Annotated in this window: 21 protein-coding genes and 4 pseudogenes; 15 read left to right on the top strand and 10 right to left on the bottom strand. The window is 69.4% G+C overall.

The window, feature by feature from the left end:
• The first annotated feature begins 217 nt into the window (after positions 1 to 217).
• Positions 218 to 958 (top strand): GntR family transcriptional regulator, encoded by a 741-nt coding sequence (locus ACFC09_RS17355; RefSeq protein WP_376528780.1) that lies wholly within the window; start codon positions 218 to 220, stop codon positions 956 to 958.
• Between the two features lie 75 nt (positions 959 to 1,033).
• Here ACFC09_RS17355 and ACFC09_RS17350 read toward each other — a convergent pair whose 3' ends face one another.
• On the bottom strand, positions 1,034 to 1,885 hold the full coding sequence (locus ACFC09_RS17350) for an ISL3 family transposase (protein ID WP_376528683.1): 852 nt from the start codon (positions 1,883 to 1,885) through the stop codon (positions 1,034 to 1,036).
• Positions 1,886 to 2,145: 260 nt separating this feature from the next.
• Here ACFC09_RS17350 and ACFC09_RS17345 point away from each other — a divergent pair, with 260 nt between their 5' ends.
• On the top strand, positions 2,146 to 2,706 hold the full coding sequence (locus ACFC09_RS17345) for a GNAT family N-acetyltransferase (protein ID WP_376528681.1): 561 nt from the start codon (positions 2,146 to 2,148) through the stop codon (positions 2,704 to 2,706).
• A 410-nt stretch (positions 2,707 to 3,116) separates the two neighbouring features.
• On the opposite strand, the gene ACFC09_RS17340 is transcribed toward ACFC09_RS17345, so the two are convergent.
• The 4 genes and pseudogenes from ACFC09_RS17340 to ACFC09_RS17325 all read right to left on the bottom strand — a co-directional run bounded on the left by ACFC09_RS17340 (position 3,117) and on the right by ACFC09_RS17325 (position 6,329).
• Entirely contained in the window at positions 3,117 to 3,494 is a 378-nt protein-coding gene (locus ACFC09_RS17340) for a nuclear transport factor 2 family protein (RefSeq protein WP_376528678.1), read from the bottom strand.
• 251 nt (positions 3,495 to 3,745) lie between these two features.
• Positions 3,746 to 4,147, bottom strand: a pseudogene (locus ACFC09_RS17335) (ISL3 family transposase); the annotation flags it as partial.
• Between the two features lie 327 nt (positions 4,148 to 4,474).
• Positions 4,475 to 5,500, bottom strand: coding sequence for a zinc-dependent alcohol dehydrogenase family protein (locus ACFC09_RS17330; protein ID WP_376528676.1), 1,026 nt, complete (start codon positions 5,498 to 5,500; stop codon positions 4,475 to 4,477).
• 16 nt (positions 5,501 to 5,516) lie between these two features.
• The gene (locus ACFC09_RS17325; RefSeq protein WP_376528674.1) at positions 5,517 to 6,329 is read right to left on the bottom strand and encodes an SDR family NAD(P)-dependent oxidoreductase; all 813 of its coding nucleotides are present in this window, start codon (positions 6,327 to 6,329) and stop codon (positions 5,517 to 5,519) included.
• A gap of 85 nt (positions 6,330 to 6,414) precedes the next feature.
• Here ACFC09_RS17325 and ACFC09_RS17320 point away from each other — a divergent pair, with 85 nt between their 5' ends.
• From ACFC09_RS17320 to add, 3 genes are all read left to right on the top strand, one after another.
• On the top strand, positions 6,415 to 6,825 hold the full coding sequence (locus ACFC09_RS17320) for a MarR family winged helix-turn-helix transcriptional regulator (RefSeq protein WP_376528672.1): 411 nt from the start codon (positions 6,415 to 6,417) through the stop codon (positions 6,823 to 6,825).
• A gap of 225 nt (positions 6,826 to 7,050) precedes the next feature.
• Positions 7,051 to 7,620, top strand: coding sequence for a TetR/AcrR family transcriptional regulator (locus tag ACFC09_RS17315; RefSeq protein ID WP_376528670.1), 570 nt, complete (start codon positions 7,051 to 7,053; stop codon positions 7,618 to 7,620).
• Positions 7,621 to 7,656: 36 nt separating this feature from the next.
• On the top strand, positions 7,657 to 8,679 hold the full coding sequence (add, locus tag ACFC09_RS17310) for an adenosine deaminase (RefSeq protein WP_376528668.1): 1,023 nt from the start codon (positions 7,657 to 7,659) through the stop codon (positions 8,677 to 8,679).
• A 326-nt stretch (positions 8,680 to 9,005) separates the two neighbouring features.
• On the opposite strand, the gene ACFC09_RS17305 is transcribed toward add, so the two are convergent.
• Positions 9,006 to 9,239 (bottom strand): hypothetical protein, encoded by a 234-nt coding sequence (locus ACFC09_RS17305; RefSeq protein WP_376528666.1) that lies wholly within the window; start codon positions 9,237 to 9,239, stop codon positions 9,006 to 9,008.
• Between ACFC09_RS17305 and ACFC09_RS17300 the strand changes: the two genes are divergently transcribed.
• Positions 9,238 to 9,660 (top strand): hypothetical protein, encoded by a 423-nt coding sequence (locus ACFC09_RS17300; RefSeq protein WP_376528664.1) that lies wholly within the window; start codon positions 9,238 to 9,240, stop codon positions 9,658 to 9,660. The genes ACFC09_RS17305 and ACFC09_RS17300 overlap by 2 nt on opposite strands.
• 380 nt (positions 9,661 to 10,040) lie before the next feature.
• Here the strand turns inward: ACFC09_RS17300 and ACFC09_RS17295 are convergent, their stop codons facing one another.
• Positions 10,041 to 10,904, bottom strand: coding sequence for a helix-turn-helix domain-containing protein (locus ACFC09_RS17295; RefSeq protein WP_376528662.1), 864 nt, complete (start codon positions 10,902 to 10,904; stop codon positions 10,041 to 10,043).
• A gap of 101 nt (positions 10,905 to 11,005) precedes the next feature.
• On the opposite strand from ACFC09_RS17295, the gene ACFC09_RS17290 reads away from it, so the two are divergent.
• A complete protein-coding gene (locus tag ACFC09_RS17290) occupies positions 11,006 to 11,767 on the top strand; it encodes an SDR family oxidoreductase (RefSeq protein WP_376528661.1) in 762 nt (253 codons plus the stop codon).
• Positions 11,768 to 11,995: 228 nt separating this feature from the next.
• Positions 11,996 to 12,309, top strand: a pseudogene (locus ACFC09_RS17285) (ISL3 family transposase); the annotation flags it as partial.
• 138 nt (positions 12,310 to 12,447) lie between these two features.
• Here the strand turns inward: ACFC09_RS17285 and ACFC09_RS17280 are convergent.
• Both ACFC09_RS17280 and ACFC09_RS17275 read right to left on the bottom strand, forming a co-directional pair.
• Entirely contained in the window at positions 12,448 to 13,644 is a 1,197-nt protein-coding gene (locus ACFC09_RS17280; protein WP_376528660.1) for a hypothetical protein, read from the bottom strand.
• 344 nt (positions 13,645 to 13,988) lie between these two features.
• Positions 13,989 to 14,887 (bottom strand): annotated as a pseudogene (locus ACFC09_RS17275) (phosphotransferase).
• 449 nt (positions 14,888 to 15,336) lie between these two features.
• Here ACFC09_RS17275 and ACFC09_RS17270 point away from each other — a divergent pair.
• From ACFC09_RS17270 to ACFC09_RS17240, 7 genes and pseudogenes are all read left to right on the top strand, one after another.
• On the top strand, positions 15,337 to 16,014 hold the full coding sequence (locus ACFC09_RS17270) for an ArsR/SmtB family transcription factor (protein WP_376528659.1): 678 nt from the start codon (positions 15,337 to 15,339) through the stop codon (positions 16,012 to 16,014).
• The gene (locus ACFC09_RS17265) at positions 16,011 to 17,192 is read left to right on the top strand and encodes a cysteine desulfurase family protein (RefSeq protein WP_376528658.1); all 1,182 of its coding nucleotides are present in this window, start codon (positions 16,011 to 16,013) and stop codon (positions 17,190 to 17,192) included. The genes ACFC09_RS17270 and ACFC09_RS17265 overlap by 4 nt, the downstream gene beginning before the upstream one ends.
• Before the next feature lie 218 nt (positions 17,193 to 17,410).
• A pseudogene (locus ACFC09_RS17260) lies at positions 17,411 to 18,580 on the top strand (MFS transporter); the annotation flags it as partial.
• A 397-nt stretch (positions 18,581 to 18,977) separates the two neighbouring features.
• Complete coding sequence (locus ACFC09_RS17255; protein WP_376528656.1) at positions 18,978 to 19,424, top strand: Fur family transcriptional regulator; 447 nt, start codon at positions 18,978 to 18,980, stop codon at positions 19,422 to 19,424.
• Between the two features lie 123 nt (positions 19,425 to 19,547).
• Entirely contained in the window at positions 19,548 to 20,486 is a 939-nt protein-coding gene (locus ACFC09_RS17250; RefSeq protein ID WP_376528654.1) for a metal ABC transporter solute-binding protein, Zn/Mn family, read from the top strand.
• 11 nt (positions 20,487 to 20,497) lie between these two features.
• On the top strand, positions 20,498 to 21,367 hold the full coding sequence (locus ACFC09_RS17245) for a metal ABC transporter ATP-binding protein (RefSeq protein ID WP_376528652.1): 870 nt from the start codon (positions 20,498 to 20,500) through the stop codon (positions 21,365 to 21,367).
• Positions 21,364 to 22,245: a metal ABC transporter permease gene (locus ACFC09_RS17240; protein ID WP_376528650.1), complete on the top strand. Its 882-nt coding sequence runs from the start codon at positions 21,364 to 21,366 to the stop codon at positions 22,243 to 22,245. Before ACFC09_RS17245 ends, ACFC09_RS17240 begins: the two co-directional genes overlap by 4 nt.
• A 265-nt stretch (positions 22,246 to 22,510) precedes the next feature.
• Here the strand turns inward: ACFC09_RS17240 and ACFC09_RS17235 are convergent, their stop codons facing one another.
• Positions 22,511 to 23,908: a salicylate synthase gene (locus ACFC09_RS17235; RefSeq protein ID WP_376528648.1), complete on the bottom strand. Its 1,398-nt coding sequence runs from the start codon at positions 23,906 to 23,908 to the stop codon at positions 22,511 to 22,513.
• Between the last annotated feature and the right edge of the window lie 35 nt (positions 23,909 to 23,943).

Below are 23,943 nucleotides of genomic sequence, written 5' to 3'. Positions count from 1 at the left end.
CCGCCCCCAGCGCGTCGGAGCACGATGACCTTTCGAGGAACGGAGAACAGATGCTCACCCGCGGGTTGAAGGCTCGTTGAGACGATTCGGACTGCGTGGGGGTACGAACCCCGCTGTGTGCAGGACGAGCGTGCCCGGCGCGGCGGGATCGCTTAGCCTGTGGGCACACGCCGGTGGCACGCAGAGCGGAGCCGGTCGCGGGATGAGAGGGCTGGGTGTGGCGCCACGGCACGAGCAGATCGCTGACGAGCTGAGGGTTGCGATCGACCGGGGCGACTACCCAGTGGGGGGCCGCCTCCCGACCGAGGGTGAACTCGCGGAGCGGTACCAGGTGTCCCGCGGTACCGTCCGCCAGGCTCTCGCGGCTCTGGTGGCCGAGGGACTGATCGGATCACGACAGGGCACGCGACGGGTGGTGCTCGGTGCCCGCCGCAGCCAGAGCTTCACCGAACTGCGCAGCTTCGCCCAGTGGGCGCGGGCAGCAGGACACACGGCGTCCGGCAGCGTCGTCGAGACCGCCCGACGCCCGGCCTCCGCCGAGGACACGTTGCGCCTACAACTCCCCGTGGGCGCGGAGGTGTTGTACGTCCTGCGGGTGCGTGGCCTGGACGGACAGCCGGCCCTGCTGGAGCGCACCGTCTACGCCGACTGGATCGCGGACGCCGTCGAGCGCATCGAGCCCGACTGCGAGTCGGTCACCCAGCGGCTGCTCGACGAGGTCGGCGTGGTCTTCGCGCACGGCGAGCACGTCATCGACGCACTTGCAGCGGGCACCCGCGACGCGGAACTGCTCGGCGTACGCCGCGGCACATCTCTGCTGCGGGTCCGCCGGGTCACCACCACCCACGGCGGCCGCCCCGTGGAGTGGTCCGACGACCGCTACCGGCCCGGAACGGTCACCTTCCGCATCCACAACACCATCGGTGCCAACCCGCTCGTCCGCCAGCCCGGCGAATGACCGCGGCCTGGTCCTTCACAGACGGGAGGGCGTTCACCCGCCGATGTCCGCAGCGGCGTTTTGGGCCGCCCGCCGTTATGTCCCGTCACCTCGTCCGACGGGGATGCGATTGCCCTCAACGTCCCCTCGGTGATGTGCGGCGCCTTCACACTCCCGTACGACGCTCAGCACCGTTGTAGAACTCCTAACAATGTGGGCGAGGTTCTGCCAGAGGTGAAACCTGTCGGCGACCTGGAGAGCCTGCGGAGCTGCGGTGTCGGCCGCCTCGGCATAGGCGCCGGCGCGGTCGCGACAGACGACCTCGATTCCGGGGTCAGCCGCGAGCCACGGGGCGAGGGTGGCTGCGTCGCGTTCGGGCAGCAGGTCAAGGACCTGGTGGGTCTCGGCGTCGATCACGACCGTGCCGTAGACATGGCCGCGCCGCAGGGCGAAGTCGTCCACACCGACGGCCCGGGGCTGGGCCGCCGCCGGGTCGGGCAGGTCCATCACCCGGCGCAGCAGCGTGGCGCGACTGGTCGCGATGCCCATGACCTGGGCGAGACGGGCACCGGCACGGCCCGCCAGGGCCAGCCCGATCTCGCTCATCGCCTGGCGCAGCCGCTCGGTGACCCGGCCGTGGCGGCGGGTCAGCCCCGGTACCTGCTCCACGAACGCCCGCCGACCGCATGCCGTGGCCGGGCAGAAGAACCTCCGTACCCGCAGCACGAGTTGCGCTCTCCGCCCTGCGGCGGGCAAGTCTGCGGGAAACCGCAGGTAGGAGCTGTGGACCTGTTCCGTCCAATGGGCGCAGTCGGGGCAGGTGGCACCGACGGGTGTGCATCGGGCCTCGATGCGTATCGCCTCGCCGTCCGTGTGGACGGCCACGACCGCGATGCCGGGGACCGATGGGAACAACACCTCACGCGGCCGGAACATCGCCTCGTTCACGGCCACCGAATGTCAGCCGAACCACCCGCACGAGCAGCGATTTCAAGGCGACTTCCGCGTGCCCCAAAGCTAGATCAACAACTACAACGCGTGACCGTCTTACGGAACTTGTACCAGACCCTTCTTTGAGTACCAGCGCACCAGCGTTTCGCGGCTCCATGACACACGAAGTTGATCTGGCTCCACCGGTATGACAAGGCAGTTCAGGCCAGGGTCGTGAGGGCCTGTGCTTCGCATCTTGCGGCGTGATCGAATAGGGGATGACTTCGTTCTGGACTGGTAGGCGGGTACGTCTGCGCGGTATCGAGCCCGAGGACTGGACGGCGTTCGTGGGCTTCGCCGTCGATGAGGAGCGGTCGGGAGACCTGCTGCATCCGCCTCGGTCTGACGAGGGGTTCCGTGCCTGGGTAAAGGAACAGGCCGTCGCGAAGTCCGATGGTGACTGCTTCACGTTGGCCATCGAAGCCGTGGGCACGGGGCAGATCGTCGGGGCTGTCGGCTCGCATCACGCAGAGCCGCGGGCGGGACGGTTCGAGTACGGCGTCACGATGGGTGCTGGGCACCGGCGTAACGGCTACGCGGCAGAAGCCGTGGTGATGCTGCTGCGATTCATGTTCGCCGAGCGGCGGTACCACAAGTGCGAGGCGCGGATCTTCGCGCACAACGAGGCATCGCTGGCACTGCATCGCCGTCTTGGCTTCGCCGAGGAGGGGCGCCTGCGCGATCACGTGTTCTTTGCCGGCCGACACCATGATCTCGTCGTCATGGGCATACTCGCCGACGAATTTGCGGAGTTGCACTCGATGAGCGAACTTGAGTGAATGCTGGGCCTCCGGAGCAGAGTGAGGCTGCGGCACCTTTCCGACGACATGCTCTCTTCGGAGTGAATGCGCTGCTCCGTCCGCCCGGCGATCGTCGACCCCCCGCCCACTCCGGCCAGCGGAACCACCCGATAGAAGTGGGGCCAAATCACCTTGGGCGGATTCCAGTAACGGTCGCCACACCTGGTCACTCAACTGTTGCGATGAGCCTACTGAAGTGGAGTGCTGGAGTCTGCCAGCCGAGGGCCGCAGCCTGACCAACCGCGAACTTACCCGGCCACAGCGCATCATCGGTCCGCTCGTGGCCAAGCGCGGACGACCGAAGCGTTGTGAGGATGATCCCGGCTGGGCAGACCCGGAGCCCCGAACGGGGCCGGTTCAGGAGAGGGACGGCGCCAGAGGAGAATGACTCAGGAGGTGGACGGCTCGATCTCCCCCGCGAAGACGATGACCTGGTCGATGAGGCTCCGCCGCAGATGGACGACGTCCGTTCCCGCCAGGCGGGGGCCTCCATCCGGCGTCGTGAAGACCCACTGGTACCGGGCCCACTCGTCCGGCATGTCCACCGCCGAACAGCGCACCATCGTGCCGGTCCCCGCGGGGTGGCGCCGGATGTCCAGCACGAACCGTTCGACCGCCTCGATCCCCTCACTGCGGCCCAGCGGTCCCCAGAAGACCACGTCCGAGGTCAGGGCCTGGGAGAGCAGCGCAGTCACATAGCTGTCGTCCGAGGCGTTGAACGCGGAGATGAACGTGTCGATCGCGGACCGCGCGGTCTCTTCCTGCATGCACCAGTAATACCACTCGCCTTGCGGACCGCGCTCGTCCCGTGAGCCGTCTCCCGACCACGGTGAACCATCCCGGTCACAGCAGTGGGCGGGAGCGGTCGGCTTGGCAGCAGGGCCTGCTGGCGGATCCGGGGTGTACCCGGTGACACCACGGCCGGCGCTCAGCGCACCGGTGACTGGGGGGCGTGCCCCCAGCGGGTGTGTCAATTCAACCGCCCTGTCGCGTAATCGTTGGTTGTGCTCCGTGGCGATCACCGGAGGTGGATGCGGTGGCGGAGGAGAGGGAACCCGACTCGGCCATGCGTCTGCCGCATGATTCTCCGGGTCCGTGTATTGACGCCTTCGGTGCGGCCGTTGAGGTGCGGGGTGGTGAGAACGGTATCGACGGCGGCGCGTTCGAGTTCGAGTCCGTCGGTGAAGGCGTGCAGGCAGAGCAGGTCGGCGGCGCGCACGTCGGTGATCCACTTCGTGAGCACCGTCTCGTGGCCCGGGGCCGGGGAGAGGAGCGCGGCGAACTCCCGGACCGGTTTGGCGAGGACGGTCGTCTCGGGACAGGCGGCGGTGAGCCCGCCAAGGACTGCGGCGTCCTTGTCCCTCAGGTTCCTGGGGTGGTTGAGGGGAAGCGGGGTCAGGCGTGGTGGGGTGATGTGGGGTGGGAGCGGACAGTGGCCGGGGCCTTGTCGAAGAGGTTCTTCCAGATGTGCCGGCAATCGCTGACCTGCACCGCGCTGGGCAGAGCCCGGCGGATCGCCTCGCCGCCGGCCCCCGAGAAGGGGCAATCGCGTCAGCATCCGCAGCACGGACGGGCGGGAGAACGCGACAACAAGGCACCGCGACAGGAGGGCACCCGTCCGGCAGGCCAACTCCTTGGCCGTGAAGCTGAGTTGTCCCGGCCAGGCGCGTCGTACGGCGCCGGTACCGCTCCAACAGCCCCAGCACCTGCCCGCGGAGGGTCTGTCGGCTGGACAGACCCGGGGAGTTCAGCTGTTGGGGACGGTGACAATGATCTTGCCGACCTGTCCGCCGGCCTCCAGGTATCGGTGTGCCTCGGCGATGTCCTCCAGCGGGAACGTCGCGTCGACCGTGGGGGTCAGCTCGCCCTTGGCGAGGCCGTCGGTCACGAAGGCGACCGCTTCGGCGCGGCGCCGGTCGTCGGTGGTGATCTCGAAGAGTTCGAATCCGCGGATGGTGAGGTGCTTGAAGAGGACCTCACCGACGTTGAGCGGTGCGGGAGTGCGGTCGAGGACTCCGTAGAGAACGATGTGGGCTTCGTGGGCGGCGGCGGTGACCAGGTGGGCCAGGGCCGTCCCTCCGACGGGGTCGAAGACGACCCGGGCCCCCTCACCGCCGGTCAGCTCCCGCACGCGGGCGGCGACGTCCTCCTCGGCGGTGGCGACGACCTCGTCGGCGCCGGCGTCCAGCAGCCGCCGGCGCTTGGCGTCGGTGCGGGTCAGAGCGATGGCGCGGGCGCCGGCCTTGTGGGTGATCTGGATGGCCGCGAGGCCGACACTGCTGGAGGCGGCGGAGATCAGGACGGCGTCGCCGGCGCGGACGCCCGCGAGGTCGACCAGGCCGCCGTAGGCGGTGATGAACTGCATCCACACCGAAGCCGCTTCCTCGAAGGACAGACGCTCGGGATGGACGACGACCGCGTGTGCCGGGGCGAGGACCGCCTCACCGTGCACGGGGTAGTCGGTCATGGTGAAGGACGGCACCACACTGACCGCGTCGCCCACGCTCAGCCCGCTCACGCCGTCTCCGAGGGCCTCGATCACTCCGGCAGCCTCGTAGCCGATGCCGGAGGGAAAGACGGGGTCGATGCCGTACTGGCCCAGCCGGAACATCGACTCCGCCCGGTTCAGGCCCAGCGCCCGGGTGCGGATCAGTACCTCGCCCGGACCGGGCTCAGGGAGGGCGACCCGACCGCCATCGAAATAAGGGCTGTGCCGCGAGGTGAGGGAAGGCCGATGGTGCGCCTGCCGCCCGGGTGGGGCCTGGCGATGCACCCGATCTCCGCTCAGGCTACGTGATGTCGACGACTCGGTGCAGGCGCAGCCGGCGGTTGAATGCGCCCGTCCCTCGCGTGACGACGGTGCGCGGCAGCAGGCGCACAGGCCAGGTGAGCATCCGGTTCACGCGGCGCCCCGGGTAGGACGCATGGCGCCGACGGGCGTAGTCGTCCAGGGTCTGGCTCGCGATGGTCTCCGGTGAATCGGCGGCAGGGTCGATCGTGGCCGAGGTGCCGTCGAAGAAGCCGGTCGCGACTGCGCCTGGGTGAGCCGCCATGACACGGACGTCAGTACCGCGCAATTCCTCGGCCAGGGCCTCGGTGAACGAGAGCACGAACGCCTTGGTGGCCGCATAGCTGGCCTGGTACGGCAGGGGCTGAAAGCCTGCGGTGGAGGACACGTTGATGATGCCTCCGCGGCCACGAGCGGCCATCTCGCGCCCGATCCCGTGCGTCAGCCCCAGCAAGGCACCGACATTGAGTTCGACGGAGCGCAGTTGCGGAGCAAGCGGGCGGTCGAGGAAGGGGCCCGCACTTCCCGCCCCGGCGTTGTTGATCAGCAGATCGACCGTCAGGCCACGCTCACGCAACTCCTTCAGGCACCGCTCTGGCGCCTCCGGCGCAGTGAGGTCGACGACGATCACTTCGGGGAGGGGGCCGCCGTGCCGCTCCCGGATCTCCTCGGCAAGCCGCCGCAGGTCCTGCTCCGAACGAGCCAGCAGGATCACTCGCGCTCCCCGGCGGGCCAGTTCCAGCGCGTAGGCCCGCCCCAGCCCCTTGGATGCGCCGGTGACGAGTGCGGTGATGCCGCGATAGTCGCCTCCCACGGGATTCTCCTTTAGTTCGAGTCTCGAAGTAATGCGGACGCTAGCATAATCTTTCGAGACTCGAAGCAACCGGTAGGATGACGTCATGCCCGCACCCGAACTCCTCGCAGCAGTCACCGCGACGTACGAAATCTGGATGCGGACCGTCGATCTCCTAGAACCGGCACTGACGAGGCACGGCCTGACTCCGGCGACGTTCCAGGCGCTCTGGGTGATCGACCCGGACGAGGCGCCACCGTCGATGAAGGTGGTGGCGGAGCGACTGCACTGCAACGCCCCGAATCTGACCTTCATGACCAATCAGCTCATCGACCGGGGCCTTGTCGAGCGCGCCACGGATCCAGCCGACCGCCGATCCCGGGTCATGGTCCTGACCGCCAAGGGTCGCCAGGTCCGCGCCGAAGTGATCCAGGCAGCGCTGGAGGGGAGCCCGCTGGCCGTGCTCACCGATGGTGAACTGCGTCACCTCATGACTTTGCTGAACCGATCTCTGTGAAAGAGGGTTTTTTCCCGGTGGAGTTGTCCGGGCCGCCTGCGTCGAGCCGCACACGCCACGCCGAGGACCGTCGAAGATTTCCGGACTGCCGCCGACGGACATGGTCACTGCGTCGGTCGGGGCCGAGCCGATTCGGCGCACCGTACCGTGTCGGACACGCCCAGTTCGTTCGGGTCACGCCGCTTGGTGCGTCACGGCGTCCGTGCGCCTGGTTATGATCGGCGGGTGGCGAGTGGTCCTGGAGAGCGGGCACGCCTGTTGGCGCTGACGCGGGAGGTGATCCTCGCGCGGGGCGTGCGCGGCCTGTCCCTGAGCGAGCTGGCCAGGAGCATCGGCTCCAACAACCGCATGCTGCTCTACCACTTCGGGTCGCTGGACGAACTGCTCGGCACGGCCATCGACGACATCCTCGGCGGCACCGAACTGCTCGATCGGCTCGCTGAGCTGCTGCGATCGCCGGGCGGCGCGGTCGACCGGCTGGGGGCCGCGTGGCGGCACATCGCCGATCCCGAACGGCTGCCGCATCTGCGGCTGTTCTTCGCGCGCCTGGGCATGGCCGTCGACCGGCCCGACGAGTACGCCGAGTTCCTGGAGCAGGTCTGCGGCCGGTGGACGATGGTGCTCGCCGACGCGATGCGGACCTGGCCGGACATCAAGGATCCGGACACCGCCGCCGTCGTGGTCGTCGCGTTGTGGCGTGGACTCCAGGTCCAGCTCGTCTGCGGTGCGCCTCGTTCGGGCGTGGACGCCGCGCATGCCCTCGCCATCGCCGGGTTGTGTACAGTGCAACCATAAGTGAATCGCTCAGTTCACTTTTGAGGGAGTCGCACCATGACCGACGCGTTCATCGCGGCACTGCCCAAAGCCGAGTTGCACGTCCACCTGGAAGGCACGCTCGAACCGGAGATGTTGTTCGCGCTGGCCGCGCGCAACCACGTCGAACTGCCCTGGCCGGACGTTGACCAGGCGCGCGCCGCCTACACGTTCAGCGGCCTGGAACACTTCCTGCCGTTGCTGTTCCGGGCGTCCTCGGTGCTGCGCACCAGCCAGGACTTCTACGACCTCGCCCAGTCCTACCTGACCCGCGCGGCGGCCGACGGGGTGCGCCGAGCCGAGATGTTCCTCGGCGTGCAGACGTTCCTCGGCGCCGGCACACCCATCGGCGATCAGCTCGACGCCGTCCTGGCCGCGATCTCCGACATGCGAACCGATCTCGGCATCGACGGCGCCCTGATCATCACCAGCCAGCGCCACCGAACCCAGGCCGCCGCGCTGGAGGTTCTGGAGCTGATCGAGCCGTGGCGTGACCAGATCCTCGGCATCGGGCTCGGCGGGGCCGAGCGCGGCAATCCGCCCGCCAAGTTCGCCGACTACTACGCGGCCGCTCGCGCGCGCGGCTACCGCACCACGATCCACGCGGGCGAGGACTGCCCGGCCGAGTACATCCACGAGGCGCTGGACGTCTGCCGCGCCGACCGCATCGATCACAGCGTCGCCGCGTCGGCCGACGCGGACCTGGTGGCCCGCCTGCGTGACGAGGCGGTCCCGCTGACCGTCTGTCCACTGTCGAACGTGGCGTTGCGGGTCGTGCCGTCCCTGGCGGCGCATCCGCTGCCCGCGATGATGGCGGCCGGTCTGCTGGTCACGGTCAACTCCGATGATCCGCCCTACTTCGGCGGCTATGTCAACGACAACTACGAGGCCCTGCGCATACACCTCGGCCTGGACCGTGCCGCACTCGCGGACCTGGCACGCAACAGTTTTCGCGCGTCCTTCGACGACCCGCACCGCGTCGCCACGCACCTCGCCGCGGTCGATGAACACCTGCGCGTGAAGCAGGCAGCCACTCGTTGATGGCCGCTACGAGAACGGTCGCCTCGTAGCGGACCGCGTAGCTCGTCGTACCGCGTGGCTACGGCACGGTGCCTTTTGCGGCGGTCAATACCGTGGTTCGTGGCGCGTGGAGATCTGACGGACGGGCAGTGGGCAGTCCTGGAACCGCTGTTGCCGAAGGGCAAGAAGACCGGACGACCGCCGGTACACACCAAACGGCAGCTGATAGACGGCCCGACGACGCCTCGCCCTCCGGGATCCTGCCACCGAAGCGGCGCCACTCCACCCACTGGTCGCTCGGACAGCCGCTTCCGGTCATCATGTGCCGGACACGACCTGGCCGGCCGTCACCGGTCGGCAGCGGCCCTCGGATCGACCACGCAGTGATCGACCACGTCCACGCGTCCCGAGCCGGCAACAGCCACCCGGTAGGTCGTTTTGTCCTTCGCGGGTACCGACACCTGATCGGTAGTGTCGATCACGGCGTAGCCATTCTTGTCCTTGAAGGTGACCTTCACGGTGAAGACGCCGTCGCGTCCGTTCGGATTTCTGATCTCGACGGTCGCGTACGGGTCCTCCATGCTCGCGCAGTGCACGAGCACGGCGGTGCCGTCCTTCAGGGGCCGGGAGGTACCGCTGGAGGGGGACGCCGTGGGAGTGGGCTGTGAACTGCCGCCGCTGTCACCGGTGCCCGTCCCGGAGTCGTACGAGTCACTGCTGGGCGAGCCGCTGGACGAACTGCCGTGCGGGTCGCTGCGGTGCGAGCCACCGCCGCCGGACGTCGAGCTGTCGTGGTCCTGGCTGGAGCTGCTGCAACCGCCCCCGTCACTGCTGTCCTGGCTGCTGTTTCCTTGGCCACGGCCCGACGAGAACCCGGTCAGGGCCAGTACGACCATCGCCGACACCGCTGTGAATCTGAGCCTGCGCCCCCGCATGTACATGCCCCCACTCTACCCACGGGCGTCGCATGGGTCCCGGCGAGGGCAGGCCGAGCAGCTCTGACTCACGGGGTACTGGCCGTGCCAGTCGTTTGTTCCGCATCGAGCGCGTCGTAGCGGTCCTTGCTGCACGCGCACATGACGCCGACGCCGTCCATGACCACGGGGGCGCCGATGGTCCCACCCCTTGGCCGTCCGGCTTCCAGTGCAGTCGGCCGTCGACGGCCTTCAACTTGTCAGCAGTGCCGCAGGCATAGAAGACGTCGTCGAGGCGGGTCCTCGTCTTTCCCTGACGACGCCTGGCACGCCGGCCGATGAGTGCCGTGCCGACGACAGCCACCTACGTCTGGTCCGACAGCGGCATCACGCACCAAGGCCGGCGGCGCTGGACGGTGACGATCGGCCGGTCGCGTCTCTCGCGCGAGCGGTACCTCCTCGATCGGTTCATCGGACTGGTTCGGTTTGCATCGCCTGTGTGCCCACGACGGTCAGCAGCGCGAGCTTCTCGGCGGTGTCGGTCCCGGCGCGTGGGGTGAACCAGAGCAACCGCTGGCGGCCGTCCTCGCTGAAGAGGCTGAGGCAGTTGAGGTCGAGCATGCCAACGGTGGGGTGGACGATCCGCTTGCGCTCGTCTCTGCGTACCTCCACGTCCTGGTCGGCCCAAAGCGCCTGGAACTCCGGCGACTGCTGCAGCAGCTCGTCCACCAGCTCGGTCGCCTCGGCATCGCCTGGGCTGCGTCGCCCGACTGCCGCGCGCAGGTCGGCAACGAACGAGCGTGACTGCGGGGCGAGGTCCTCCTGCGGGTAGATCTGCCGCGAGGCCGGGTCCGTGAACCATCGGTAGATGAAGCTCGCCGCGCGGCCGTGGTGCGCGGACAGGTCGCCGAGCATCGCGATGGCGAGCGGGTTCTGGACCAGAACGGTGTGCAGGTCGGTGCTCACCATCGCCGGGGTCCCGTCGATTCGTGTCAGCAGGTCGAGCATCGCGGGGTGGACGTGTGACGCCGTCCCGCCCTGGTGCGGGATCGGGCGGTTCGCCAGCCGGTACAGATGGTCGCATTCGTCGTGACTGAGGCGCAGGGCGCGGGCGAGCGCGGCGAGCATCTGGTCGGAGGGCTGCGAGCCGGCACCGCGCTCCAGCTCGGTGTAGTACTCCACCGAGGCGCCGGCCAGAACGGCGACCTCGTCGCGACGCAGACCGGGGACGCGGCGCCGCGGGCCGGGCGCGAGCCCGACCTCCTCGGGGCGGATCCGCTCGCGTCGCGAGCGCAGGAAGCCACCGAGTTCGGAGTACCTCGTGTTCGACATAGGCACAGCCTCCCTGGGCGGCGCCGCCTGCGCCAGGGGATGTCGTCCCCACCTTCGGAAGCAACTGTCGCGGGCCCGCGCCGGGCCACAGAGTGGACGCCATGAACACCTCGCTCACTGACACACTCACTGACTCCGGCGCATCGCCGGTCGCTGGAAAGACGGTCCTGATCACCGGTGGCACGAGCGGGATCGGCGCCGCGACCGCTCGGCTCCTGCTCGTGCGTGGCCACCGGGTCGCCGTCACCGGGCGCGACCCTGGCCGGCTCAGGGCATTCCTCGGCGAAGTCGGCCACGCGGACCGCGTCCTGGGCCTGGTAGCAGATGCCTCCGACTGGGACTCCACGAGCACGGCGGTCACCAGCACGGTGGAACGCTTCGGGTCGCTCGACGCGGCGATCGCGAACGCAGGCGGCGCGTCCGCGGATCACTTCCGGACGGACGGTGCCGGCGTCATCGACGGCGGCGATCCGAAGCTGTGGGCACCGATGGTACTCGCCAACGTGCTCGGCCCGGCTCTGCTGGCCAAGGCGACCCTGCCCCACCTCGCGCAGTCCCGCGGCCGGCTGGTGCTCATCGGCAGCGTGGCCGGAATCAAGAACAGTCCGGGCAACCTCTACTCCGCCACGAAGTGGGCAGTGGTCGGCTTCGCCGAGAACCTCCGCCTGCACGCCACGACCCGCGGCATCGGAGTCACGGTCGTGAACCCAGGCATGATCGACACCGCGTTCTGGCACGGCCAGGCTCCCCCCATCGCGATGAGCCCGGATTCGGTGGCCGAGGCGATCGGCTTCGCGCTCGACCAGCCGGCAGGCGTCGACCTCAACACGGTGACGATCCGTCCGATCGGCCAGCCCGTCTGACTCCACGCGGGCAGCGTGCTCACTGGTGCACCATCCTCGTGTCAGTGATCGTCGATGGATCACTGATGCACCCGACGTGCTGCCGGGTCATCGCCCTGCTCGCTCGACGCGTTGGACGTCCAGCATGAGTTCCGCGGGGCCCGGCAGAGGGGGCACGTCGGTGGCCGGGAAAGGTCGAGGTCCTCCCGATGATGAAGGTCCTGCACGCCTCATCCAGAAGACCTCGACTTGTCTGACCCTGCTTTCGTCCGCCCTGACCTGACCACGTTGTGCCGCCTGGACGAACTCGGGCTGGTCGTGACCGGCCGGCGCCAGACCCTGACCGTGCGGTACTGGCTTGCAAGGTCGTCGAGCCGGACGACTGGGGCCGCCGCTACGGCTGCCAAGGCGCACGGCGCGACTCGGTGACCAGGCGGCTTGCGCACGAGCCGTTCGGTTGGCGACCGACGACGCTGCTGCTCACGAACCGCCGCTGCCGTTGCACCGGCCGCGGGCACGTGTGGCGGCAGGACACCAGTCGCGCGGCCGAGCCGAGGGCGAAGCACGGATCGCTGCTGGAGACCGGCGGGTTCAGACCGCAACCACACCCTCGATGGGGATGAGCCTCCAAACAGTCACCATGATCAGCGAAAATGCACCACGCCCAGCGGAAATAGAGAACCGCTACTGGAGTACGAGCCCTATCGTCCTGGGGATTTGGCGCGAGCGGTCTCCGACGCCGAATGGTTCCGCTGGGCGGCAGGCCGACCCGTCGTGCTGGCGCTACCGGAAGGTGCGAACGTCTTACTCCTGTCCCTGCTCAGCGCAGACATACTGGCAAGGGAATCGGGACGCCCGGGGTTGTAGGCAGAGGAAATTGGATTGGTGGGGATGGGAGCCTGATTTTGGGTTTCAGGTACCTCTGGGGTGGGTTCAAGGGTCCGGTTGAAAGTGGTGCGCCTCGCCGGTTGCAGCCCAGGAGAGGGATCGGAACCAGTGCTGCGACTGGTGCCGTCGGTCATTCCGGAGCCGACACGGCTCATATCCCCGGACCGCGGCACGTAGGAAACGGAGTCGCTGTCGGTGTGACCGCCCAGGGTCATAGACCGGGCCTCTCGGAGCCTGCCCCCTTCGAGAAATGCCTCGGGGTGCTCTCCCATGATGTCACGCTTGGTCTTCTTCATCTCCTCCTGCGCGGTCGGTCCAGTCGCAACTGCTGCCGCAGCAGCGACGATGGGAGTGGCCGCTTCAGTTAGCGTGTCGTTGTCCTTCAGGGCGATGCCGGCGAATCCCACACCAAGACTCCCGGTCTGCAAAACAGCCTTGGTCAGATCTTTGGCCACACCCCAGGTGAGACCGTTTTCCTTGATGGTCTTGATGGCTGAGTTGAGGTAATGAAAAATGTCGGACGCCGCTGTTGCGTTGTTCACATAGTTCCCGGCGTCCTGCAATGATTCGCCGGTTACCGGCGCGCCATTATCCTTCACCACGGCTCCCGCCGCCACCAGGCCGAAACCCAAAACCTTGACGCCGGTCGTGATCGGTGAACGATTTTTCTGGATGAACTCACCAAACCTTTTCAGGTCCGCCTTCACACCGTCGAGGCTTACCCAGCCACCGTTCCCATCGTTGACGGAAACCGTTGCCTGGTGAGACTTTACATCTACGGGAGTGAAGGCGAACTGACGTTTCTGGTCGTCCTGAAAGACCACGGTGCCCGGCCGAGAAAGGCGACCTGGCACGGGGACGGTTCCCAATTCTTCAAGGGAGAATGTGTCATCATTCGAATTCGGTCCTCTCGATCCCCAGCTTATGCGGCGGACAGGCACAGCGAACTCTTCCTGCGAACTCGATGGTGTCGGCATGTCCGGTGTCCTCTCGTGAAAATCGTCCTTCACTTTGAGGAGGTACGACGGATCCGAAGCTCGAACGGTTCAAGCCTCTGCGAACATGCCAAGGACGGCCGAATCCTCACAGTTGCTTTTCAGCCAGAAGCAAATATCGTGACAAGTTACGCCCTCGCGAACACGAACACGGTCAACTGCGGCTCAGTCCGGTGCCGACGATGCCGACCTGCCCGGCCACTTCGGCACCTGGACCGATCAAACCGACCAGGACGACGAGCGCGACGCGGCCGAGAACGTTCCCCCCGACCTGCACTGCCGACTCGCCGAGATCATCCCGCTGCCCGGCCCAATTCCAACTGCCGGACCGGGCTGGAGTCGGTCGCTCCGTGCCGACGTCACAGGCCCTTCAAGACACGATCAAGTGCCGACCGGCCTGCGGGCCCCCAGTGCGGCTTGCCGCCGGGCAGGCCGCGGTCCCCGTTCTGGCCCATCAGCATCAGGAACAGGCTCCTCATCGCGGCCAGCCCGCGCGCCCGTCGTACCGCCGCGGCGTCCGCCTGTACGTAGCTGTCGAAGAACCGTGCGGCGCCGCCCGCGGGGAGCAGCAACCAGGCGGCCGCAAGGTCCCATGCCGGGTCGCCGGCGCAGACTGCGCCGAAGTCGACGACGCCCACCAGTGTCCCGTTCTCGACGACGACGTTCGCGGGATGCAGGTCGCCGTGCACCCACACCCGCGGGCCCTCCCACTCGGGAGCCACCACCGCGTCGTCCCACACGGCCCGGATGTCGACCTCGGCGAAGCCGCCGAGGTCCACGGCCAGCAGGAAATTCTCGAAGCCGTCCGTGCACTCCCTGGGGTGAGCGCCGAAGTCCGAGGCGTCCGGCGCGTCGGCCGGCGCCTCCGCGTGCAGCGCTTTGAGGAAGGCCGCCAGCGTGTCGGCCGCGTGGTCGCCGCGGGTGATCGAGCCGTGGTCCAGTGGCGTGCCTTCAACCCAGTCATGACGGTCCAGACCTTGGGGAAGCGCTCGGACGGCGCACCGCTCCGCACCGGGGTCGGGATCGGAAGCGGCAGGCGCGGGGCCAGCACCGGCAGCCAGCGGCGCTCCTTGAGCTGTAGATCGGGGAGTTTGTCCATCCGCTGCATCCGGACGGCCAGCTTGTCCCCGAGGCTCCACATCTGGTTGCCCCAGCCGCCGTCCACCTCGCGGATGGGCAGCTCGGCCAGGTCCGGATGCTGTTCCCGCAGCAGGTCGCGGACCAGATCCTCGCTGATCTCCATCTCGGATTCGATCATGCGAGGTCACAGTACCTGAGGTAGGCAAAGCCGACCTTGCCCTTGGGAAGATCCAGGGTTCGATCTCCCAGGTTCTCGCGCCACCCGATCGTCCCCGGGCGCGCACCGCCTCACGGGCGGCGCCCTCCAGCTCGGCGCCGAAGGGGCCGACCTGCCGGCCCTTCGGCACCTTGACCGATCAAACCGACCAGGACGACGAGCGCGACGCGGCCGAGAACGTTCCCCCCGAACTGCGCTACCGGCCTACCAAGATCATCCCATGGCGGCTTTTGGGTTCGCCTTGGCCGGACCCCAGGTAGGCGCTGTCGCCCAGCCCTTCGTCGACCAACGGTATGAGGTGATCGTCCGCTCCGCGAAGCCCACGGCGTCCTCCGCGATCTCGGGAACGGAGGCGTGTGGCCACACCCACCAGACTCACTACAGTGATCCATGGATTTATGGAGGATGCCATGCCGGAGAGTACGAAGAGCGGGACGAAGGCCCGGCTGTACGACGCGTTCGCGGCCAGCGGCAAGGCGCTGGCCAGCGGAAAGCGCCTGGAACTGCTGGATCTGCTGGCGCAGGGCGAGCGCACTGTCGACGCGCTGGCGAAGGCGGCAGGACTGACCCTGACCACCGCATCCGCGCATCTGCAGACGCTCAAGCAGGCCGGTTTCGTCGCCACCCGCCGCGAGGGCGTGCGCATCCACTACCGGCTCGCCGGGGACGACGTCGCCCAGCTGTTCGCGCTGCTGCGCAAGGTCGCCGCAGCCCGCCAGGCCGCCGTGCCCGCCGCGCGGGACGCCTATCTCGGCGAGGACACCGCCGCCGAGGTCAGCCGTGCGAAGCTGCGGGTCCGCATCGCCGCCGGGGACGTCGTCGTGCTCGACGTACGACCGGTCGAGGAGTACCGGGCCGGGCACATCCCCGGCGCCATCTCCATCCCGGTCGACGAGCTCGCCGACCGGATCAACGAGCTGCCCGAGGACCTGGAGATCGTCGTCTACTGCCGCGGCGAGTACTGCGTCCTGGCCTACGACGCCGTACGGCTGCTGGCCGACCGCGGCCGCCGCGCGATCCGCCTCAACGACGGCATGCTGGAGTGGCGCCTGTCCGAGCTGCCCGTCGACGCCTCGGACCTGACGTGACGCGCCCGAGCGGCGGTCTCCCGCCCCATCCGGGACTGACCGGCGGGCCGGTCTACCTGGACTACAACGCCACCACACCGGTCGACCCGCGAGTCGCCGCGGCGATGCTGCCGTACCTGACCGACTTCTTCGGCAACCCCTCCAGCAGCCACCCCTTCTCCCAGGAGCCGCGGCGGGCGCTCGCCGCGGCCCGCGCCCAGGTCGCGGACCTGATCGGCACCGGGCCCGGCGAGATCGTGTTCACCGGCTCCGGATCCGAAGCCGACCTGCTCGCCCTGCGAGGGGCCGTCCTTGCCTCCGGCCGCCCGCACGCGCATGTGATCACCCAGGCCACCGAGCATCCGGCCGTCCTGGAGACGTGCCGGGCCCTTGAGCGGCTGCACGGAGTTCGAGTGACCGTGCTGCCGGTCGACGGCCGCGGGCTCGTCGAGCCTGCCGACCTGGCCGCAGCCGTCACCGAGGACACGGTGCTGGTGTCGGTGATGGCGGCGAACAACGAGACCGGCGCCCTCCAGCCGATCGCGGAACTGGCCGCGCTCGCTCACGAGCACGGGGCGCTGTTCCACTGCGACGCCGCCCAGGCGGTGGGGAAGATCCCCCTTGACGTGAGGGCCCTCGGCGTCGACCTGCTGACGGTCGTGGGGCACAAGATGTACGCGCCCAAGGGCGCCGCCGCCCTGTACGTGCGCGACGGTGTCCAGCTTGAGCCGGTCGTCTACGGCGGCGGGCAGGAGCGCGGCCTGCGCGCGGGCACGGAGAACGTCGCCTTGGCCGTCGCTCTCGGCACGGCCGCCCGGATCTCGGCCGCCGAGCTCGCCGACGGCGTCCCGGCCCGCGTCAAGGTCCTGCGCGACGACCTCCACCGACGACTGGCGGCCGCCCTGCCGGGCCGCGTGCACCTCAACGGCCCCGACGAGCAGCGCCTGCCGAACACCCTGAACGTCAGCGTCGACGGTGTCCTCGGACACGAACTCCTCGCCGCCGTAGGCCAGATCGCGGCCTCGACCGGCTCGGCCTGCCACAGCGGCACCCACACCGCCTCCCCCGTACTGACCGCCATGGGCTTCACTCCGGCACGGGCGCTCGGGGCGCTGCGGCTGTCCCTCGGGCGATGGACGACGGCCGAGGACATCGCGACGGCGACGGCGGCCCTCACCAGGGCGGCTGCCACGCGGTGACCGGGCCTTACCGCCGACCTCGCCCAGGCCCTCGACACCCTCTGAACCCACCTCGCGTGCACCGGCCCGCCGTGCTGCTCACCCGGCGCCGGTGCTGGTGCACGACGACCGACCCTCTGCTGAGACCGGCACCCCTGGACGAGACCACCGCGTCCGTCGACGTGCTTCCCACCGGTCCCGCACCCCCTCACCGCCGCTCCGGGAGAGAGACATGACCGATCCTCAGCGGTGCCGGTCTCGCCGCCGGCGTCACCGTCGGCGCCCTGCTCGCCCAGGACATGCTCGGCTCCACCAGCCTCGCCGGACTGCCCAGCGCCCTGTTCACCGCCGGATCCGCACTCGCCGCGATCGCGGTCGGCCGCGTCTCCCAGGCCCGCGGCCGCCGCCCCGGACTCGCCGCCGGGTACCTCACCGGAGCCATCGGCTCGGCCGGCGTCATCATCGCCGCCGTACTGGACAATCCGGTCCTGCTGTTCATCGCCTTGTTCGTCTACGGCGCCGGCACCGCCACCAACCTCCAGGCCCGCTACGCCGGGGCCGACCTCGCCGCCCCCGGCCACCGGGCCCGCGCGGTCTCCACCGTCCTGGTCGCCACGACCCTCGGCGGCGTGGCCGGCCCCAACCTCGCCGCCCCGACCGGCTCCTTCGCCGAAACCCTCGGCATCCCGAACCTCGCCGGGCCTTTCTTCCTCTCCGGCGCCGCCTATGTGCTGGCCGCACTCGTCCTCGCCCTCTGGCTGCGGCCCGACCCGCTCCTCCTGGCCCGCGCCGTTGCCGAGGCCAAGGAAGCCGACGCCGCGAGCACCCCCGCCGCCGGCATCGCGGACACGCGGGACGGCCGCGGAGGTGTCGTTCTCGGCGCGCTTGTCATGGTCCTCACCCAGCTCGTCATGGTCGCGATCATGACGATGACGCCGGTCCACATGCACGACCACGGCCACGGCACCGCCGCCTCCGGCCTCGTCATCGCCATCCACATCGGCGCCATGTACCTGCCCTCACCCCTGACGGGCTGGCTCGTCGACCGCTACGGCCGGATGAAGGTCGCTGCCACTTCGGCCGTCACCCTGCTGGCCGCCGGCATCCTCGCGGCTGTTGCGCCCGGCGACTCCGTCGCGTTCCTCGCACTGGCCCTGGCCCTACTGGGACTGGGCTGGAACCTCGGCCTCGTGGCCGGCACCGCGATCATCACCGACACCGTGCCGCTGGCCACTCGCGCCAAGACCCAGGGCCTGGTCGACGTCTCCATCGCAGTCGCCGGCGCCACCGGTGGCATCACCTCCGGCATCATGGTCGCCGCCACGAGCTATCCGGCCCTCGCCCTCACCGGCGGCGTCCTCTCCCTCGCCCTGCTGCCCGCTGTCGCCGTCACCGCCTACCGCTCATGAGCACCATGAACCCCGAGACCCCGGCACCGGACCTCACGCAGGTGTTCACGGCGATGTCGTAAACGCCGCAGGGCACTGTCCGGCCGAGCCGCCCGGCTTTCCGTTTGAGCCGTTCGGTGAGGCCCAGCACCTGGGTGGCGTGTCTGCGGTGGTGGCGGCACCCGTGTCCAGGCGGGGCAGGACGGTGTGCTGGGCGTGTGCGGCCCGCAGGGCTGAGTCGGCCGCGGCCGACGCCGGGCGTCAGCGCTGCCGAAGCCGGGCACCTCGTACGTTCCCTTGTCGGCCCGCGCCGCCACAGCAGGGCGCTCTCAGGCCCCGGAGAGAAGTAGTCATGGAATTCATTTTCAACTAGCCTTGCACAGTGGATCGTTGCCCAGCCCCGCGGAAGGCAGGCGTCATGCACGGTGTGCCGACCGGCGCACTTCCATCGACCTGGCGGTCGACCCGCCAGCGGGCCGCCGTCCTGCAAGCGCTGCTGGACCGCTGCGACTTCGTGTCCGCACGCGAACTGCACGCGCTACTGGCCGCCGACGGGGCCCTGGTGGGGCTGACCACGGTGTACCGCACCCTGCGGATGCTGGAGCGGGACGGGCACGTGGACGTCGTACGGGAACAGACCGGAGAGCGCCTGTACCGAACCCGCCCCACGGACGGACACCACCGCCACTACCTCGTCTGCCGGACGTGCGGCCTCAGCCTGGCCGTGGAGGCGGAGGCCGTCGAACGCTGGGCCGGCGGCGTCGCCGCGGCCACCGGCTTCGCCGAGGTCGAGCACATCGTCGAACTCACCGGAATCTGCGACCGCTGCACGGAAGAGCCCGACGGGCCGGACCCGCGTCCCTAGCCACACCGGACGTCAAGACTTGGCAACGATTTTCATATCACCCAAGCCGGAGGATCGTAGTGACATTCATTTTCATCTAGCGTGGGGCGCCTACCTCGTTTCCGTGAGTCCTGGAGGATCCCCATGTCCACGTTCCCGTCCCGGCGCCTGGCGCTGATCACCGGCGCTTCCCTGGCTTTGCTGGCGGGCTGCGACAACTCGTCCGACTCCGGCCACGACGGCAGCACAGCGCGGGCTGCCACGTCCGCGTCGAAGGTCAAGGTGGTCGCCTCCACCAACGTCTACGGCGACATCACCGAGCAGATAGGCGGCGACAAGGTCGACGTCACCTCGATCATCAGCGACCCCGACCAGGACCCGCACTCCTTCGAGGCCAACACCCAGAACCAGCTGGCCCTTTCCAAGGCGAAGGTCGTCATCGAGAACGGCGGTGGCTATGACGACTTCATCGACCGCATGCTCAAGAGCGGCGACAACTCGTCCGCCGAGCTGATCAACGCGGTCGAGGTCTCCGGCAAGGCCGCCCCCAACGGTGGGGAGTTCAACGAGCACGTCTGGTACGACTTCCCCACCGTTTCCAAGGTCGCCGACCGGATCGCCGCCGCCCTCGGCAAGGCGGACCCCGCAGAGGCCGCCGCCTTCACCAAGAACGCCGAGACCTTCAAGGACAAGCTCGCCGGTCTGGAAGCGAAGGAAGCGGACATCAAGAAGGCACACCGCGGCCAAGGCATCGGCATCACCGAACCCGTCCCGCTGTACCTGACGGAGGCGAGTGGGCTGGTGAACAAGACGCCCGCCGAGTTCAGCGAGGCCATCGAGGAAGGCAACGACGTCTCCCCGAAGATCCTCCAGGAGACCCTGAAGCTGTACAGCGGCAAGCAGGTCAAGGCGCTCGTCTACAATGCGCAGACCTCGGGGGCGCAGACCGAGAAGGTCAAGGACGCGGCCGAGGCAGCGGGCATCCCCGTCGTCCCCGTCACCGAGACCCTGCCCGACGGCAAGGACTACCTCGGCTGGATGACCGCCAACATCGACGCGGTCGCGACCGCGCTGGGCAAGTGAGGCAGCACGACATGGCCCCCGTACCCCAGGCCCGCCGGGGCGACACCGATCACCGGGGCGCCGGCTCCGCCCCGGTGATCGCTCTGCGCGGCGCCGCCCTCTCCTACGGCGAGCGCACGGTGTGGCAGGACCTCGATCTCGACGTACGGCCGGGTGAATTCCTGGCCGTGCTCGGGCCGAACGGCTCGGGCAAGAGCAGCCTCGTGCGGGCCCTGCTGGGCCGGCAGCCCCTGTCCGCCGGAACGCTGGACGTCCTCGGCCGCTCCGCTCGCGAGGCCGCCCGGCACATCGGCTACGTTCCCCAGCAGGCGGAGCTGTCCGCCCAGGCGCTCCTGCGCGCCCGCGACCTGGTCCGCTTCGGCGTCGACGGGCACCGGTTCGGACCGGGGCGGCGCCGGGCCGCCGTCCGCCGCCAGGTGAACCAGATGCTGGAGGCGGTGGGCGCCGCCGCCTACGCCGACGTCCCCCTCGGCATGCTCTCCGGCGGCGAACGCCAACGCGTGCGCATAGGCCAGGCGTTGGCCACCGACCCCCGCATCCTGCTCTGTGACGAACCGCTGACCTCGCTCGACCTGCACCACCAGCGGGCGATCACCGAACTGGTCGACGCCCGCCGCCGCTCCCACGACACGGCGGTCGTCTTCGTCACCCACGAGATCAACCCCGTGCTCGACCTCGTCGACCGCGTGCTCTACCTGGCACCGGGCGGCCACCGCGTCGGAACACCGGACGAGGTGCTCACGTCGGAGTCACTGTCCCTCCTCTACCGCACCCAGGTCGACGTCGTGCGGGTGCGCGGCCGCGTCGTGGTCGTCGGCGCACCCGACGGCCTGGCCGCCCCGCCCCACCACACCGACGCGGGGCAAGGAGTACGTCCATGACGTTCGCCGACGGGAGCTGGCACCAGATCTTCAGCTTCGAGAACTACGGCGAACTCCTCGTCCTGGTGCGCAACTCCCTCGTCGCCGGTGCCGCGCTCGGCCTCATCGGCGGCCTGGCCGGGGTGTTCGTCATCATGCGCGACCTGCCCTTCGCGGTGCACGGCATCAGCGAACTCTCCTTCGCCGGTGCCTCAGCGGCGCTGCTGCTCGGGACGAACATCGTCGTCGGCTCCATCGTGGGCTCCCTGCTCGCGGCCGCCGTGATCGCCCTCCTCGGGACACGGGCACGCGACCGCAACTCGGCCATCGGCATCCTCATGCCGTTCGGCCTGGGCCTCGGCGTGCTGTTCCTCGCCCTCTACAAGGGCCGGGCCGCGAACAAGTTCGGCCTGCTCACCGGCCAGATCGTCGCCGTGGACGACCCGCAGACGGCCTGGCTGCTCGGAACCTCCGCGGTGGTTCTGGCCGCGCTGGTGGTGATGTGGCGTCCGCTGACGTTCGCCGGCGCCGACCCCGACGTGGCCGCGGCGCGAGGAGTCCCGGTACGCGGCCTCTCGTTCGCCTTCATGATCGTACTCGGGCTCGCGGTCGCCCTCTCCGTACAGGTCGTGGGCGCACTGCTGGTCCTGGCGCTGGTCGTCACCCCGGCCGCCGCCGCGTCCCGGGTCACTGCCTCGCCGGTGCTGCTCCCCCTGCTCAGCGTGGTCTTCGCCGTGGCCTCGATCGAGGGTGGCATCCTGCTGGCGTTGGGCAGTTCCATCCCCATCAGCCCCTACGTCACCACCATCTCGTTCGGCATCTATGTGGTCTGCCGTGTCGCCGGCGCCTACCGTGCCCGACGGTGGGGCAGCCGCACGACGGCTCCACAGCCCGCCTGAGACCCGGTCTCGGTACGCCTTCGATCGCGTTACCGCGGCAGCCGATGATGGCGGTGGCCCGGCTCACGGCATCTCTCTCCACCGCCGTCGTGATGGGCCGGCCGTGGGCACGCCGCGGCCGTCAGGAGTGGCCGCGGCGTGCCCACGGCACACTCCGCAACCGTACGGCCGCCGGGAGCCTGGCCCGCCCGACGTCCTGTTCGGCCCGGACCGCACCGCGGTCCAAGCCGATCAGGGCGTCGGCAGGTCTTCGGAAGACGCCGACTCAGTTCCCGGCGAATCTGAGAAACGGGGCCACGCTGCGCAGTTTTTCGCAGGTCTCCTCGATCTCCCGCTCGGGGCTGGACTGACCGGTGACCCCGGCGCCGGCCCGCAGCCACGCCGCATTCCCCGCACCGATGAGGGTACGCAGCACGAGGGCGGCGTCCAGGGCACCCTCGGTGCTCCCCCGGAACACGGCGCCGCCGTACAGCCCCCGTGGTCCCTGCTCATAGCGGGCCAGGGCCTGGAGCGCGGCGCGTTTGGAGACGCCGGTGGCGGTGATCGCGGGGAAGAGGGAGGCGAAGGCGTCCCACGGTCCGGCGTCCGGCCGCAGGCGGCCCCGCACCCGCGAGGCGAGGTGCTGCACCGATCCGCGGGTCCTGACGGCCATGAACTCCTCGACCGCGACGGAGCCGGGGCGGCACACCGCTGCCATCTCCTCCCAGGCGAGACGGACGGACACGGCGTGTTCGTGTATCTCCTTGGGGTCACTGAGCAGTTCCGCGCGCAGGCGCTCGTTCTCCGCCGGGTCGGCGCCGAGCGCGCGGGTGCCCGCGAGCGGCTGGGTGCTGACGCCTCCGTCCTCCCCGACCTCCAGCACGGTCTCGGGGCTGAACCCAGCCGCCCGGTAACCGCCGAGATCCATGAGGTAGGAGCGTGCCGGTGTGTTGGCCCGGCGGCCCGCGAGGTAGGTGGATGGGAAGTCCGGGCGGGGCTCGGCGGGCAGCGGGACCTTCCTGGAGACCACTGCCTTCTCCAGGAGCCCCGCGTGAATGTCCGCGACCGTCCGGGACACGGCCCGGCCGTAGGCGGCGGTGCCGACGGCGATGACGCCCTCGGTGCTCTGCGGCGTCGGTCCTCCGTGAGCGGTCCGGCCTCGTGGGGGCTCGGCGAGGAGGTCGGCGACCTTGCGTGCCCATGCCTCGTCCACCGCGCGGACCACCGTCCGGTCGCCGGTGAGGGTCACTTCGACGGACGGGATCATCGCGTGCAGCAGGGGCTGGTCCCCGGCGGTTGCCGGGTCCGCGTGGAGGAGGTGGGCGAGTTCGAAGGCCGCCCAGCCGTAGAAGTGGCGTGCCTCGCCGCCGGCGTCGTGCAGGGCGGACAGGGCGGTGGCGAACGTCGTCAGTGGTTTCCGGTCGGTGCGCGAAGTCCAGGTCCGTCCGGCGGACTGCGCGGTGAGGGCGCCGGCGTCGGCGGTGATGCTCACGGCCGACCCCGCCGCGAAGTGCCAGACGCCGCCCTCCCCCTCGTACACCATGTATTGGTCGGCGAGTCCCACCCGTGCGAGGCGGGTGGCGGTCGCCGCCGGGTCGGGGCAGGGCTCCCGGGTGTTCGTGCGGGTGAGCGGGGGTATGGAACTCGCCCACGTCTCCCAGGTGCTCCGGACTCCGGTGGTCATCGTGCGCTGCCTTTCCTTTGCCGCTGTGTCCGGTC

Origin of the sequence: Streptomyces sp. NPDC056161 (assembly GCF_042268025.1) — a bacterium.
In the GTDB taxonomy this organism is placed as follows: domain Bacteria; phylum Actinomycetota; class Actinomycetes; order Streptomycetales; family Streptomycetaceae; genus Streptomyces.
Note: the sequence above shows the minus strand (reverse complement) of the source record. Positions and strands in the feature narration are given on the sequence as shown.

What these genes read in the sequence shown, in the direction of transcription:
- ACFC09_RS17345 (WP_376528681.1), top strand. Translation starts at nt 2,146, where the DNA reads ATGACTTCGTTCTGGACTGGTAGGCGGGTACGTCTGCGCGGTATCGAG.
- ACFC09_RS17340 (WP_376528678.1), bottom strand. Translation starts at nt 3,494, where the DNA reads ATGCAGGAAGAGACCGCGCGGTCCGCGATCGACACGTTCATCTCCGCG.
- ACFC09_RS17320 (WP_376528672.1), top strand. Translation starts at nt 6,415, where the DNA reads ATGCCCGCACCCGAACTCCTCGCAGCAGTCACCGCGACGTACGAAATC.
- add (WP_376528668.1), top strand. Translation starts at nt 7,657, where the DNA reads ATGACCGACGCGTTCATCGCGGCACTGCCCAAAGCCGAGTTGCACGTC.
- ACFC09_RS17300 (WP_376528664.1), top strand. Translation starts at nt 9,238, where the DNA reads ATGCTCGCGCAGTGCACGAGCACGGCGGTGCCGTCCTTCAGGGGCCGG.
- ACFC09_RS17305 (WP_376528666.1), bottom strand. Translation starts at nt 9,239, where the DNA reads ATGGAGGACCCGTACGCGACCGTCGAGATCAGAAATCCGAACGGACGC.
- ACFC09_RS17295 (WP_376528662.1), bottom strand. Translation starts at nt 10,904, where the DNA reads ATGTCGAACACGAGGTACTCCGAACTCGGTGGCTTCCTGCGCTCGCGA.
- ACFC09_RS17290 (WP_376528661.1), top strand. Translation starts at nt 11,006, where the DNA reads ATGAACACCTCGCTCACTGACACACTCACTGACTCCGGCGCATCGCCG.
- ACFC09_RS17270 (WP_376528659.1), top strand. Translation starts at nt 15,337, where the DNA reads ATGCCGGAGAGTACGAAGAGCGGGACGAAGGCCCGGCTGTACGACGCG.
- ACFC09_RS17255 (WP_376528656.1), top strand. Translation starts at nt 18,978, where the DNA reads ATGCACGGTGTGCCGACCGGCGCACTTCCATCGACCTGGCGGTCGACC.
- ACFC09_RS17250 (WP_376528654.1), top strand. Translation starts at nt 19,548, where the DNA reads ATGTCCACGTTCCCGTCCCGGCGCCTGGCGCTGATCACCGGCGCTTCC.
- ACFC09_RS17245 (WP_376528652.1), top strand. Translation starts at nt 20,498, where the DNA reads ATGGCCCCCGTACCCCAGGCCCGCCGGGGCGACACCGATCACCGGGGC.
- ACFC09_RS17240 (WP_376528650.1), top strand. Translation starts at nt 21,364, where the DNA reads ATGACGTTCGCCGACGGGAGCTGGCACCAGATCTTCAGCTTCGAGAAC.
- ACFC09_RS17235 (WP_376528648.1), bottom strand. Translation starts at nt 23,908, where the DNA reads ATGACCACCGGAGTCCGGAGCACCTGGGAGACGTGGGCGAGTTCCATA.